At 54.2% G+C, this 13,382-nt stretch carries 11 protein-coding genes; 7 read left to right on the plus strand and 4 right to left on the minus strand.

Annotation, left to right across the window (positions count from 1 at the left end):
* Positions 1-10 precede the first annotated feature (10 nt).
* Complete coding sequence (locus ACERY3_RS08550; RefSeq protein WP_059346848.1) at positions 11-1,153, minus strand: methyl-accepting chemotaxis protein; 1,143 nt, start codon at positions 1,151-1,153, stop codon at positions 11-13.
* Positions 1,154-1,609: 456 nt separating this feature from the next.
* On the opposite strand from ACERY3_RS08550, the gene ACERY3_RS08555 reads away from it, so the two are divergent.
* The 4 genes from ACERY3_RS08555 (at position 1,610) to ACERY3_RS08570 (ending at position 6,060) form a co-directional block, all read left to right on the plus strand.
* The gene (locus tag ACERY3_RS08555) at positions 1,610-3,739 is read left to right on the plus strand and encodes a putative bifunctional diguanylate cyclase/phosphodiesterase (RefSeq protein ID WP_373225459.1); all 2,130 of its coding nucleotides are present in this window, start codon (positions 1,610-1,612) and stop codon (positions 3,737-3,739) included.
* 92 nt (positions 3,740-3,831) lie between these two features.
* Positions 3,832-5,064: a diguanylate cyclase domain-containing protein gene (locus ACERY3_RS08560; RefSeq protein WP_373225461.1), complete on the plus strand. Its 1,233-nt coding sequence runs from the start codon at positions 3,832-3,834 to the stop codon at positions 5,062-5,064.
* Positions 5,065-5,138: 74 nt separating this feature from the next.
* Entirely contained in the window at positions 5,139-5,279 is a 141-nt protein-coding gene (locus tag ACERY3_RS08565; protein ID WP_021240268.1) for an Ecr family regulatory small membrane protein, read from the plus strand.
* A gap of 217 nt (positions 5,280-5,496) precedes the next feature.
* A complete protein-coding gene (locus ACERY3_RS08570) occupies positions 5,497-6,060 on the plus strand; it encodes a DJ-1/PfpI family protein (protein WP_033145709.1) in 564 nt (187 codons plus the stop codon).
* A gap of 90 nt (positions 6,061-6,150) precedes the next feature.
* Here ACERY3_RS08570 and ACERY3_RS08575 read toward each other — a convergent pair whose 3' ends face one another.
* A complete protein-coding gene (locus tag ACERY3_RS08575; RefSeq protein ID WP_373225462.1) occupies positions 6,151-7,767 on the minus strand; it encodes an ABC transporter substrate-binding protein in 1,617 nt (538 codons plus the stop codon).
* 185 nt (positions 7,768-7,952) lie between these two features.
* On the opposite strand from ACERY3_RS08575, the gene mpaA reads away from it, so the two are divergent.
* Positions 7,953-8,666 (plus strand): murein tripeptide amidase MpaA, encoded by a 714-nt coding sequence (mpaA, locus tag ACERY3_RS08580; RefSeq protein WP_045355868.1) that lies wholly within the window; start codon positions 7,953-7,955, stop codon positions 8,664-8,666.
* Here the strand turns inward: mpaA and ycjG are convergent.
* The gene (gene ycjG, locus ACERY3_RS08585; RefSeq protein WP_373225463.1) at positions 8,657-9,622 is read right to left on the minus strand and encodes an L-Ala-D/L-Glu epimerase; all 966 of its coding nucleotides are present in this window, start codon (positions 9,620-9,622) and stop codon (positions 8,657-8,659) included. The genes mpaA and ycjG overlap by 10 nt on opposite strands.
* 107 nt (positions 9,623-9,729) lie before the next feature.
* Between ycjG and tpx the strand changes: the two genes are divergently transcribed.
* Positions 9,730-10,236, plus strand: a complete 507-nt coding sequence (gene tpx, locus ACERY3_RS08590; RefSeq protein WP_023335907.1) for a thiol peroxidase — start codon at positions 9,730-9,732, stop codon at positions 10,234-10,236.
* Between the two features lie 275 nt (positions 10,237-10,511).
* Positions 10,512-11,720 carry an aldose 1-epimerase family protein gene (locus ACERY3_RS08595; RefSeq protein ID WP_373225464.1) on the plus strand — a complete coding sequence of 403 codons (1,209 nt, stop codon included), beginning with the start codon at positions 10,512-10,514 and terminating at the stop codon, positions 11,718-11,720.
* A gap of 36 nt (positions 11,721-11,756) precedes the next feature.
* Here the strand turns inward: ACERY3_RS08595 and tyrR are convergent, their stop codons facing one another.
* On the minus strand, positions 11,757-13,298 hold the full coding sequence (gene tyrR, locus ACERY3_RS08600) for a transcriptional regulator TyrR (RefSeq protein WP_373225465.1): 1,542 nt from the start codon (positions 13,296-13,298) through the stop codon (positions 11,757-11,759).
* Positions 13,299-13,382 lie beyond the last annotated feature (84 nt).

Consider the following 13,382-nt stretch of genomic DNA (forward strand, 5'->3'; position numbering starts at 1 on the left):
TGAGGTGCTGTCAGAGAGAGTGCTCTGGCCGCTGGAGGAAGGATGGCGAACCGCCAGGTGATGAGGACAAGGATGACTGATCGAGCCTGAAATTACGCGTCCGGGTTTGCAGCTCAATCACCTGATTACGCAGTACATCAGACGAACCGTTGAGTTCCTCTGCCATTGCCACGTTACTTTGTGTGACCCGCTCCAGCTCCGATAGCGCCAGGGTAATCTGAGAAATGCCTTTCTCCTGCTCTGAGGTTGACGCGGAAATGTCGTCCATTAAGCGGCTGACATTCCCCGAACCCGTCACGATTTCATGCATGTTTTTCTCTGCCTGTGACACAACGCTGGCTCCCTGCGTGACGTTACTGCTGGTGACTTCAATCAGCGTTTTGATATTCTTCGCGGCCTCCGCGCTGCGGTGTGCCAGGTTTCTTACCTCTTCCGCGACGACAGAAAAACCCTTGCCATGATCGCCCGCCCTTGCCGCCTCCACGGCCGCGTTGAGCGCCAGGATATTTGTCTGGAATGCAATGCCGTCAATGAGCGAAATAATCTCCGTCATCTGCTGCGCGCATTCGGTAATGGACTGCATATTGCTGGCGACCTGCCCCATCAGCTCGCCGCCCTTGCGCGCCTGTAACGTCGCCACATTTGCCTGCTCGCTCGCCAGGCGGGTGTTATCGGCATTGTTTTTGGTGCTCGCGGCCATTTGCTCCATGCTGGCTGCGGTTTGCACCAAAGACGCAGACTGCTGTTCGGTTTTCACCGAAAGCTGAGCGCTACGTGCCGAGAGTTGATCCGATAAGGTCATGGCGGTTTGCGATGACGCCCTGATCTCACGCACCAGCGTCGCAATATTGCCGGAAAGACTATTGATCCCGGGGATGAGTCGGCCCGCGCAGTTATTGCCAAATTCAGGGATAGATACGCCAAGGTTACCTGCGGTCACCTCCTCGATACTTCTCTTCACCGTATTGATCGGCGTCACAAGATACTTCGTCATATAGACCCAGAGCAAAAATAGCGCCACGAAATTGATGACATTAAGCGAAATAAAGAGAGACGTATTGCTGGAAAATAGAACAACGACACCTGCACTTACCAAAAAAAGAGAGAAAAGGAACCCGATAATAAAGGTCCTGACACTAATATTTTTTAGCATGATAATACCCACGTTTTATATTTTGGTCGGCACTTAGACTTATAGCATTGGCCCGGAAGTTTTTCATCGCAAAGAACGCTTGTTTTTTGTTTCGCCGTTAGCATCCTGAGATTTGTCTTAAGTCAGATAAAAAAAGCGTATTAGTGAAAATGTTCTGCTCAGCATGCTGTGATACTGGTTTCCCGCCATCTTAAGCGATAGTATCGCCCGCGGTGAGACGATACGATCGCCTTCATATTTAAGGAGCTTTGCTACTGTTATTCGTTCTTGTTTAGCAATGCTTAATATATTAACGAGAGAATATATTTTATATTCTTAATAAGTTTTAGAGTATTAATATGACTGGTCATTTTTCACGATAAATAACTAATATGGTTTGAATGCGCATGTTCGTTGCCCAATAAAGATGTACCCGGCAGGCGAAATCGGTAACCCTCTCAGGCGTGGGATTGCATAATGCTCAATATATCGTGGGACCCTGTGTTAATCGCTATCTCTTATCTGGTGGCGTTTATCGCCTCCTTTGTGGCGCTGGACAGCGCCGGAAAGATCCCCCTCTCCAGCCGAAAGGCTGCCCTGTTCTGGCGCATTGCCGGTGGGGTCACGCTGGGCATTGGCATTTGGTCGATGCACTTTATCGGCATGCTGTCGATGCAAATGCCCATGATGATGAGCTACGACCTCTGGTTAACCCTTGCGTCACTGGGCGTCGCGGTGGTTGCATCGACCACAGCACTTAATATTGCCGTCGCGGGCAAAAAACTTTCTCCCTTTCGACTGATCTTTGCCACGACAATCCTGAGCGCTGGCGTGGTGTCGATGCACTACATCGGTATGGCGGCCCTGATGCTGGATGGCAGCATCATCTGGGATCGCCGCCTCGTGGGGTTGTCCGTGGTTATTGCGGTTGTTGCCTCCGGCACGGCGCTGTGGCTGGCTTTCCGCCTGCGGGATAAACACAAAGGCGTCTTTATCAATCGCATTCTCGCGGCCTTCATCATGGGTGCCGCCATTTGTGCGATGCACTATACCGGCATGAGTGCCGCGCGGTTTCAGGAAATGGCGCATACCCGCCCGGGCGGGATTGGCGAGCTGGGGTTATCCATCTGGGTGTCGGTCACCACGCTCTGCCTGCTCGGCGTGATGTTAATCATTTCACTGATCGATTCCCACCGGCGCACCAACCGGCTGACGGATAATCTGCATCAGCTCAACCGCCAGCTTGAGCTACAGGCGCGTTTTGACGCGCTCACCGGGCTCGCAAACCGCCACCAGATGGATCTCCGCATGCAGGATTGTCTGCGCAGCGCGCTGCTGAGCAAGAAGCCATTTGCGGTTATTTTCCTGAACGTCGATCACTTCAAACGCGTTAACGATACGTGGGGTCACAGCGTTGGTGATGAGCTATTGATCACGGTCGCGCAGCGCATCACGGCCCGGCTCACGCGCGAGATGACCCTGGCAAGGCTGGGAGGCGACGCCTTTATCCTGCTGGTGCCGGAATGTGACGACGACAGGCTCAACGCCCTGATCACCGCGCTGCTTGAAGATGTGCGACGCCCTCTGTCCGTCTGCGGACATACGTTAAGCACGACGATCAGCGCGGGCGTCAGCCTCTATCCTCAGGACGGCGAAACGCTGCACGAGCTGAAGCTCAAGGCGGATGCAGCATTACATCGCGTCAAGGAAGATGGCCGCAACGGCTGGGCGATTTACCGGACCGAGATGTCAACAGCGATCCCGGCGAAACCCGGTTTCCTGCAGGAGCTTTCGCAGGCGCTTGAGCGCGATCAGTTTGAACTGTGGTACCAGCCAACCTGGCATGCAGGAGAGAAAACCATTCACGGTTTTGAAGCCCTTCTGCGCTGGCGACATCCTGAGCAAGGGGTTGTACTGCCTAATCTGTTTATCCCCTCACTGGAGCAAACGGGCTTAATTATTCCGGTAGGTAACTGGGCCATTGAAGCGGCATGCCGACAGCTTCATTTCTGGACAGAGCAAGGTTTCAGCCAGTGGACGCTCTCGCTCAACCTATCCCCCATCCAGTTTGAACAGCCGGATATTTTCCAGATCATCTCGTCGATGCTGGAAAAATATAGCCTTTCTCCGTCCCGGCTGATCCTGGAGGTAACGGAAAGCACCGCGCTTAAAAATCTCGACCGCAGCATTGAGTTGCTCAATGCGTTTAATCACGCGGGGATCGTTGTCTCGATTGATGATTTTGGGACGGGCTATTCCAACCTTTTGATGCTGAGCGTGCTTCCGGCAAAAGAGCTCAAGATCGACAGAAGCTTTGTCACGTCGATGCTGGAAAATGAAAAAAGCTACAAGCTGGTTGAAACCATTATCAGTATCGCCCGGACCATGGAGATGAATGTGGTGGCAGAAGGGATCGAGACGGAAGAACAGCAGGCGGTTCTCACCCGACTCGGCTGCGATTACCTGCAGGGATATCTTTTCTCCCGCCCCTTACCTGCCGAACAGGTACCGTGGCTACTGCTGCAGATAAACTCAGACAAACAGATTATACCCATTAATAAAATTCAAACGGACCCCGCATTTATTTCTCAAAAAAATCATGCCTGACGGGGTTAAGTGGAGTATGTTTCAAGGGAGTACACGCGAGTCAATTCTGTCATGATTGTCAGGCACATGTTGTCGATGAACAGGAAACGCCTATGTCGCAACCTTGTTTTGATGCGTTGAATGTAATTAAAACACCCGTGTGGCTCGTTTCACCCGTGTCGGAAAAGATCGTTTTTGCAAATGTGGCCGCAACGCACGTCATGGGGGATAAAACGCTCGATGACCTGCGCAAAGGGATCTATTCAGCCAGTGCGCAAACCGTCCTGGCGATGTATGTATCTGAACTGAAAACAGAGCAGGAGATCGTCGAAATCTGGACAACGAACCGGGATGGACAGGATACGCCGTTAAGCTGTCGCCTCTCGCTTGCCCACTACGCGCCCTGGGGCGATGTGATTGTTTTCGAGGGCATCTCCCAACAAATACTCTCAGGATTGAAGGCCAGCCGTTCCGCTACCTACCGTCGGAAAAAACAGGGTTTTTATGCGCGCTTTTTTCTGACCAACAGCGCCCCGATGCTGCTAATCGATCCGGCCCGCGACGGCCAAATCGTCGATGCAAATCTGGCCGCGCTCAATTTTTATGGTTATTCACATGATGACATGTGCAGTAAGCATACCTGGGAAATCAATACGCTGGGGCGAGATGTGATGCCCATTATGACTGCGATTGCCGCGCTGCCCGGTGGTCACAAGCCGCTCAATTTTGTTCACCGCCTTGCCGATGGATCCACCCGCCACGTTCAGACGTATGCCGGGCCCATTGAGATCTACGGTGACAAGCTGATGCTGTGCATCATCCACGATATCACCGAGCAAAAAAGGCTGGAGCAGGAGCTGGAACATGCGGCGTTACGTGACTCCATGACGGGGTTACTCAACCGGCGCCAGTTCTACGCGATTACCGATCAAAGCAATCTGAATAAACTTCCTGCGCAGCAGCAATTTAGCCTGCTGCTGGTGGATACCGACCATTTCAAAAACATTAATGACCTGTTCGGCCATCTGAAAGGCGATGAGGTACTTATCGCCCTTTCCCGGACGCTGGAAGCCTGTAGTCGGGAGGGCGATATGGTGTTCCGCTGGGGTGGCGAAGAGTTCGTTATCCTGCTGCCGCGCACCTCTCTCGACACTGCGATGCAGATTGCCGAGTCAGTCCGTGCAGCCGTTGCCCGCATTACGATTCCGGGCTTGCCGCGGTTTACCGTCAGTATTGGCGTGGCGCGGCACAATCAGGGTGAAAGTATTGACGAGCTGTTTAAGCGTGTGGACGATGCGCTGTATCGCGCTAAAAATGACGGACGAAATAAAGTCCTTGCAGCATGAAACTGGAGTATCCGGAAAAGCCCCGCTACAATGCCCACCTCGAAACAATTAGCGTCAGGTGGGTAAAAGCCGCAATGGGAAAAACAGAAATAATACTCACCTTAATTATTTTACTCCTTATTATATTTGGCTTCTGGTTTATTTTTAGCGGTGAGATCTGGTATCTCGTCGAGTTTCTGGAAAATAGCCTTTACCCGACCTTCGACGCACCGTAACGCACGTTTAATCGCTTGTTTCACCTACCGAATATGTCAGGTATCTGCTTCCCTTACAGCCGCGTAAAATACGCGGCGTTATCCTCCAACAACGTTGATAACGAATCACTTATTCATTTGCTTATGTTGCCCGTGCTCTGACGGGCTTTTTTATTTCCGGCAATTCAGCCACGCCAGGCTATATCTTAATCATCTTTATTGATAGAGGTGAGGAAAGATGAGCAAGAAGATCCTGATGCTGGTTGGCGATTACGCCGAAGATTACGAAACCATGGTGCCTTTTCAGGCTTTGCAGATGATTGGCCATCAGGTAGATGCGGTCTGCCCCGACAAACCGAAGGGCGATTACATCATGACGGCAATCCATGACTTTGACGGCGCCCAGACCTACAGCGAAAAGCCCGGTCACCGCTTTACCCTCAACGCCGATTTTTCAGCCGTAAAGGAGCAGGACTACGACGCGCTGCTCATCCCCGGCGGGAGAGCGCCCGAGTATCTGCGGTTAAATGAGGACGTCTTAAAGCTGGTACAGGCATTTGACGCCGCGCGTAAGCCGATTGCCGCAGTGTGCCACGGCCCACAGCTGCTTGCTGCCGCGGGGATCCTGAAAGGACGAACCTGTAGCGCCTACCCGGCCTGCGCGCCTGAAGTCCGTCTCAGCGGCGGACACTACGCCGCTATCGGCATCGATCAGGCCCATGTAGACGGTAACCTGGTGACGGCTCCCGCCTGGCCCGCGCATCCGCAGTGGCTGGCGAAGTTTAATGCGCTATTAGAATAACAGAGACCCGGCATCGGGCCACGCATAGCGAATGAAGCGGTACCGCGTTTTGCAGACCTGGCGCGAGAATGCGCCAGGCCTCATAAAACATCAGTGCTTCTCGATAAACATCGTCCGGCTATACGCCACGTCTTCCGGGTTATTGATGGGGTAGCCTTTCACCCAGGGCTTAATCAGGCGTCCATTGGTGTACTGGTAAATGGGCGCGATGGGCGCTTTCTCCATGAGGATTTTCTCCGCCATGTTGTAGTCGGTATTACGCGCTTTCGCCGTGGTTTCCAGCGTCGCCTGGTGGATAATTTTATCGTAGGCCGGCTCATTGAAACGCGAGATATTGCCGCTGTGGGTTGAGGTCAGCAGAGACAGGAATGTTGACGGCTCGTTGTAATCGCCTACCCATGACGCGCGGATCACATCAAAATTGCCGGTATTGCGGCTGTCGATATAGGTTTTCCACTCCTGGTTTTGCAGTTTGACGTCCACACCGAGATTTTTCTTCCACATGGACGCCACCGCAATGGCGATTTTCTGGTGGTTTTCCGAGGTGTTGTACAGCAGGGTCAACTTCAGCGGACGCTGAGGACCGTAACCTGCGGCCTGGAGCAACGTTTTCGCCTGAGCGTTCAGCTCCTGCTGGGACATCTCCTCGAACGGTGAAGGCTCAGGGGTGAAGCCCGCCGTCACGTCAGGGGTGAAATGCCAGGCCGGCTTCTCGCCTGTACCTAATACCTTTTCCGCCATAATGCGGCGATCGATAGTCATGCTCAGCGCAAGACGCACCCGGGCATCGGCCGTCGGGCCCTTTTGCGTGTTAAACGCATAGTAATATGTCCCGAGCTGAGGCGGCGTATACACCTGTCCCGGAATGTCCTTCAGGAGCTTCTGATACATGTTTTTCGGGAACGATTCGGTGATATCAATATCCCCCGCCAGATAGCGCTTAGTGGCGGACGATTCCTGATTAATCGGAATGAAGGTCACTTTTTGCAGGACAGTTTTCGCGTTGTCCCAGTAGTGCGTATTCGGCACGACAACCAGTTTTTCATTCACCACCCGGTCGTTCAGGACGTACGCGCCGTTACCCACCAGGGCGCCCGGACGCGTCCACTCTTTCCCGCTTTCAACGTTCGCTTTTTGCACCGGATAGAAGGCGAAGTTTGCCGTCAGGTTGCTAAACCACGGGAGCGGTTTGTCCAGCTGGACGCGTAAGGTTCTGGCATCCACCGCCGTCACGCCCAGGGTATCTGGCGCCGCTTTGCCATCGATAATGGCCTGCGCGTTATTGATGCCCGCCAGCGCCGCAAACCAGGCAAACGGAGACGTGGTTTTCGGGTCAACCAGACGCTGCCAGCTGTAGACAAAATCCTGCGCGGTGACGGGCGTACCGTCAGACCATTTCGCGTTATCGCGCAGGGTGAACGTCCAGATACGGTTATCGTTGCTCTGCCAGCGCGTCGCCACGCCGGGGGTCAGCTCCCCTTTCTCGTTCTGATTCACCAGCCCTTCGAAAAGATCGCGAATTACCTGAATCTCGGGTAATCCCACCGCTTTTGCCGGATCGAGCGAAGCCGGCTCGTCTTTAATATGCCTGACCAGCTCCTGTTTTTGCGCCAGTACCGTGCCCTGGGGCACATCAGCAGCGTACGAGAGTGTAGAGAGTCCGCACAGGTACAGTGCAGCGCAGAGACGCGAAACAGGATGCTTCATAAGATCCCCTTTGATGAATTCAGGTAACAAGCAGATGCGTAATTATTTGTTTCGAAACAGAGAAATGCAAATACCTTACGCCTGAATAGTGATTTAAGGCAATTCTCAAGCGTTACGGAAACTATTTGATTAACAGCGGGTTTTGCACAACACTGCCAGTAGAGACTTCTTTATCAGGATTTCGTATGGCAATCACCCGACCACGAGCGGAGCGCGGGGCCTTTCCGCCGGGCGCTGAGCAATATGGCCGCTCATTTTTAGGCGCATCGCTGATCTGGTTCCCGGCGCCCGATGCCGATCGCAGCAGCGGTTTGATCATTGCCGGCACGCACGGAGACGAGAACTCGTCCATCGTCACGCTTTCCTGCGCGCTGCGGACGCTGACGCCTTCATTGCGCCGTCACCACGTGATTCTTGCCGTCAATCCGGACGGCTGTCAGCTTGGATTACGGGCGAATGCGAGGGGCGTTGACCTGAACCGTAATTTCCCGGCGGCAAACTGGCGCGCCGGAGAAACGGTTTATCGCTGGAACAGCTCCGCCGAGGAGCGGGACGTGGTGCTGCTGACGGGAGACAAGCCCGGCTCGGAGCCGGAAACGCAGGCGCTATGCCAGCTTATCCATAAGATCCACCCCGCCTGGGTTGTCTCCTTCCACGATCCGCTGGCCTGCATTGAAGATCCGCGTCACTCAGACCTGGGCGCGTGGCTGGCGCAGGCTTTCGCCCTGCCGCTCGTCACCAGCGTCGGCTATGAAACACCCGGATCGTTCGGTAGCTGGTGCGCCGATTTGAGCCTGCCCTGCATCACCGCTGAATTTCCGCCAATTTCCTCCGACGAAGCCAGCGAAAAATACTTAAACGCGATGATGGAGCTACTGCGCTGGCAGCCTCAAAGATGAAGCACGCCGCTGGTAAAATTAAGCGCCGGTGAAACGTCAACCGCCAGCCACGTCGGGCCGTCCAGATCGGCGAAACGGACCTGATTGACCAGCGGTAGCGCCGCGCCGATCGCCCGGGATGTGCAGAGCATGCATCCGAGCATCAGGGAAAAGCCCTGCGCCTGCGCTTCCGCCGCCAGGGCCAGCGCTTCTGTCAGCCCGCCGGTCTTGTCGAGCTTGATATTGACCATCTCATAGCTGCCCTTAAGCGCGCTCAAATTCTCGCGGGTATGACAGCTTTCATCCGCACAGACGGGCAGCGGATGGATAAAATTCTTCAGCGCCGCATCATCCTTCGCTGGCAGAGGCTGTTCCAGCATCGCCACGCCCAGGTCAGCCAGCAGCTGGCATCGCGCGGCAAGCCCCTCGGGATGCCACGACTCGTTGGCGTCAACAATCAGCGTGGCCGAGGGAACCGCCGAGCGAATGGCGACCATCCGCTCGCTGATCAGGCGATCGTCGAGCTTCACTTTTAACAGCGTGGCCCCTGCGTCATAGAGCGCTTTTGCGCTGGCAGCCATCTGCTCCGGCTCACCAATCACGACCGTTTGCGCCGTCACGACGGACTCCGGCAGCGTCACCCCCAGCAAGGACGTCAGCGATTGTTGCTGCCTGGCGGCCTCAAGGCTCCAGAGCGCACAGTCGATGGCGTTGCGCGCAGCCCCGGCGGGTAAACGCTGCTGTAACGCCTCGCGCGTGAGCCCTTTTTGCAGCTCTGGCACCAGGGTCATGATATGCGCCATCACCGACGCAGGACTTTCTCCATAGCGCGGGTATGGCGTACATTCCCCAACGCCTTTAACCCCCTCTTCTTCGATTTCGACTACGACCACGCTGGCTTCACTTCGACTGCCGCGGGAGATCACAAACGGGGTATGCAATGGCCAGGCTTCTTCATAGACCTTAACGCTTCTCATCACTGACTCCTTGCGGCCCGGAAAGGCGAAAAATTTGGTTTGCCGTGTTATCCGCTGATGGCATACACTAGCCCCGACGTTAACTATATGTAAACAGGAAGATATCTATGTCACAACTCGTTCATTTCCAGGGCAACCCGGTTGCTGTTGCAGGTTCCATTCCGCAGGCTGGCAGCAAAGCGCAGGCTTTTACTCTGGTGGCTAAAGATCTGTCTGACGTCACACTGGCTCAGTTTGCGGGCAAACGCAAAGTACTGAACATTTTCCCAAGCATTGATACCGGCGTTTGTGCCGCGTCCGTGCGTAAATTCAACCAGCTGGCGACTGAAATGGACAACACCGTTGTGCTGTGCATTTCCGCTGACCTGCCGTTTGCCCAGTCCCGTTTCTGCGGTGCTGAAGGCCTGAGCAACGTTATCACCCTCTCCACCCTGCGCAGCGCAGATTTCCTCGAGAAATACGGCGTCAGCATCGCGGAAGGCCCACTGAAAGGTCTGGCGGCACGTGCCGTACTGGTTCTGGATGAAAACGACACCGTTGTCTTCAGCGAACTGGTTAACGAAATCACCACCGAGCCGGACTACACTGCCGCGCTGGACGTGCTGAAAGCATAATAAGTACTTAGCATTCTATACAACTTATTCTCAACCTCGCCGCGGCGGGGTTTTTTATTATATTAAAGCTGAATCGTTAAAGCTTAAATGAACACAAATCACATTAATCATGTAATAACTTAGACAATATGTAACATGAGCGTGATCAATAACGCATAATAATCGTTAAATTTCCCTATTTTCATCCCCAGTGAAGCACATCACATTTCCCTTTCTGCCTAAACATTAGATTTGCTTACGAAAGAAAATAATCGTTTCAGCAATAAGGATAAAATATGAAGATTAAATTCGCTTTTACGCTCCTTGCGGTACTGATTTCTGGCCATGCAGCGGCCAAAACCTGGGTGCTGACAAGTGCTGAAAGCAGCGTAGAGAAAGGAAACTGGAAGATTTCCAGTGATGAGCTGAAAGTTAAAGATCAAACGTTCAGCATTGAGCAAAAAGTCTTACACGGTGGTAAACAGGAAGGCAGCAAAGTCATCATTATTAGCAGCAAAGATGGCCTCACCATCACCCTGAGCCCGACCCGCGGCATGAACCTTCTGCACGTAGAAGGCTTTGGCACCCGACTGGGGTGGAATTCGCCCGTTAAAGAGGTCGTTAATCCGGCATATATCAATCTTGAGAGCCGCAACGGTCTCGGCTGGCTGGATGGTTTCAACGAGATGATGGTGCGCTGTGGCTATGAGTGGACAGGACATCCGGTCACCGCTGACGGGCAAATTTACACCCTGCACGGCAGGGCCGGTAATACCCCCGTTTCGCAGGTCGAGGTTGAAATCGCCGATGCCGCCCCGCATGAGATCCGCGTTCGGGGTTTGATCAAAGAGAGCACGTTTAAAGAATCGGATCTGCAAACCATGACCGAACTGCGCTACGTTCCCGGAACCAACCAGTTCAGTCTGCATGATGTTCTGACCAACCATGCGGATTACCCTCATGATTACCAAATCATCTATCACAGCAACTTCGGCACGCCGATCCTCGAAGAAGGCGCCCGCTTCCTTGCGCCGGCGGCGAGCGTGAGCCCGTTCAATGACTACGCCAAGGCGGGCGTTAACGACTGGCAAACCTATGCCGGGCCGACAAAAGGCTTTGATGAGATGGTCTTTAACATTAAACCACTCTCGGACAATAACCACGAAACGCTTGCGGCGGTGGTCAATAAAGCCGGAGATAAAGGTGCGTCAATCCAGTTTGATACCCGCCAGCTGCCCGTGCTGACCTTATGGAAGAACACCGATACGCTGAAGCAGGGCTACGTCACGGGCATTGAGCCGGGCACCAGCTACGCCTACCCCGTTACGATTGAACGCGAGCAGAAGCGGGTTAAGCAGCTGCAGCCCGGTGCCAGCGCGCAGTTTGACCTGACCTATACCCTGCTGCACAGCCCGCAGCAGGTGAAAGAGGTCGAAAACAGGATTGCATCGATTCAGGGAGAGACAAAAACAGAAATCGTTAACACGCCGATGGCGAAGGAATAAACGCAAAGTAAAAAGCCTCTTTGCAGAGGCTTTTTGTTATTCGTCGCCTTTCTTATGATTCAAACCGTACTCACGCAGCTTGTTCGCGATCGCGGTATGCGAGACGCCAAGGCGTTTTGCCAGCTTGCGGGTGCTGGGATAGCTGCGGTACAGCTGCGTCAGCACTGAACGCTCAAAACGGCTGGTGATATCGTCCAGAGAACCTTCCATCGCCTCTTCGCCAACCGATACCGTCCCCGCGTCGTAATCAGGCAACAGAATATCCTGCGGACGCAGTTCATAGCCTTCCAGCTGGGTCAGCGCACGATAAACGGCGTTTTTAAGCTGGCGAATGTTGCCCGGCCAGCCGTAGCGCATCAGCACCGTGCCGAGATCGGCAGACAGCTTCGGACGCGGCACCCCCTGCTCGTCGGCAAAGCGGGCGACGAACAGCTCCGTTAGCGGCATGATGTCCTGCGGGCAATCGCGCAGCGGGGGAATATTCAGCGTCAGGACGTTGAGGCGGTAATAGAGATCTTCGCGGAAGATCCCCTTTTGCACCAGTTCCACCAGGTTTTTCTGGGTGGCGCAAATGACGCGCACGTCCACATGCACTTCTTGATCCTCACCGACGCGGCGGAAGGTTCCGTCGTTCAGGAAACGCAGCAGCTTAGCCTGCATGCGCGGCGACATTTCGCCGATTTCGTCCAGCAGCACGGAGCCACCGTTAGCCTGCTCGAAGAACCCTTTCTTGCCTTCCGGCGCGTGACCAAACAGCTCGCTTTCAACGGCGTCTTCCGGAATAGAGGCGCAGTTAAGTGCCAGATAAGGCTTAGCCGCACGCGGGCTCGCCAGATGCACCGCATGAGCCAGCAGGTCTTTCCCGGTGCCGGTATCCCCGGTAATCAGCAGCGGCGCGGTCAGGCTTGCGAGCTTGCGCGCCTGGTCAACCACATGGCGCATTTTCGGGCTGACGGCAATAATCTGGCTGAATGCGCCAACGTCCTGACTGGAGAGGTTTTGCAGCTGGCGCCCCATGCGTAGCGTCGAGCGCAGCATGATCACCGCCCCGGTCAACACGCGGGTATTCCCTTCCCCTTTCAGATAGACCGGCGTGATCTCCATCAGGAAATTCTGCCCGTTAATCACCACATGCTCGCTAAGCGTGTTCTGCGGATTGCTGTCCAGCCAGCGCTGGAAGTTAAAGCCGGGGATCAGCTGCGCGGCGTTATGATTGCTGAGCTTCTCCTGACTCTGCGCGAAAAGCTGGCAGCTCGCGTGGTTAACGCGCTCAACTTTGCTTTTCAAATCCAGGGAGAGGAACGGCTCAGGCATCGCTTCCAGCAGCGCGCTCAGCGCCAGATGCTCACGCTCAGAGGGCATCCAGGGAATGGTGCGTACATCCGTAACGCCAGCGATACGGCGGATTTCCGCCATCAGGCTGCTGAAGGTATTAAATTCAATTTCGGCAAAATTGAGGTAAATTCGCCCGACAGGATCGATCTCAATGCCACGTAAATCAATGCTACGTAAAACAAGAAGATCGAGTAACTCGCGGGTCAGACCGAGACGGTCTTCACAGAAGACTTCAAGACGCATGGGAAATTCACCGTTTTAAGCCAATAACAGTAAAATGATATGCCAGAACACGGTGATCGGGAAGATGGCTGTCAACAAATATTG

Source organism: Enterobacter cloacae complex sp. ESBL7, assembly GCF_041679625.1.
Lineage (GTDB): Bacteria > Pseudomonadota > Gammaproteobacteria > Enterobacterales > Enterobacteriaceae > Enterobacter > Enterobacter asburiae_B.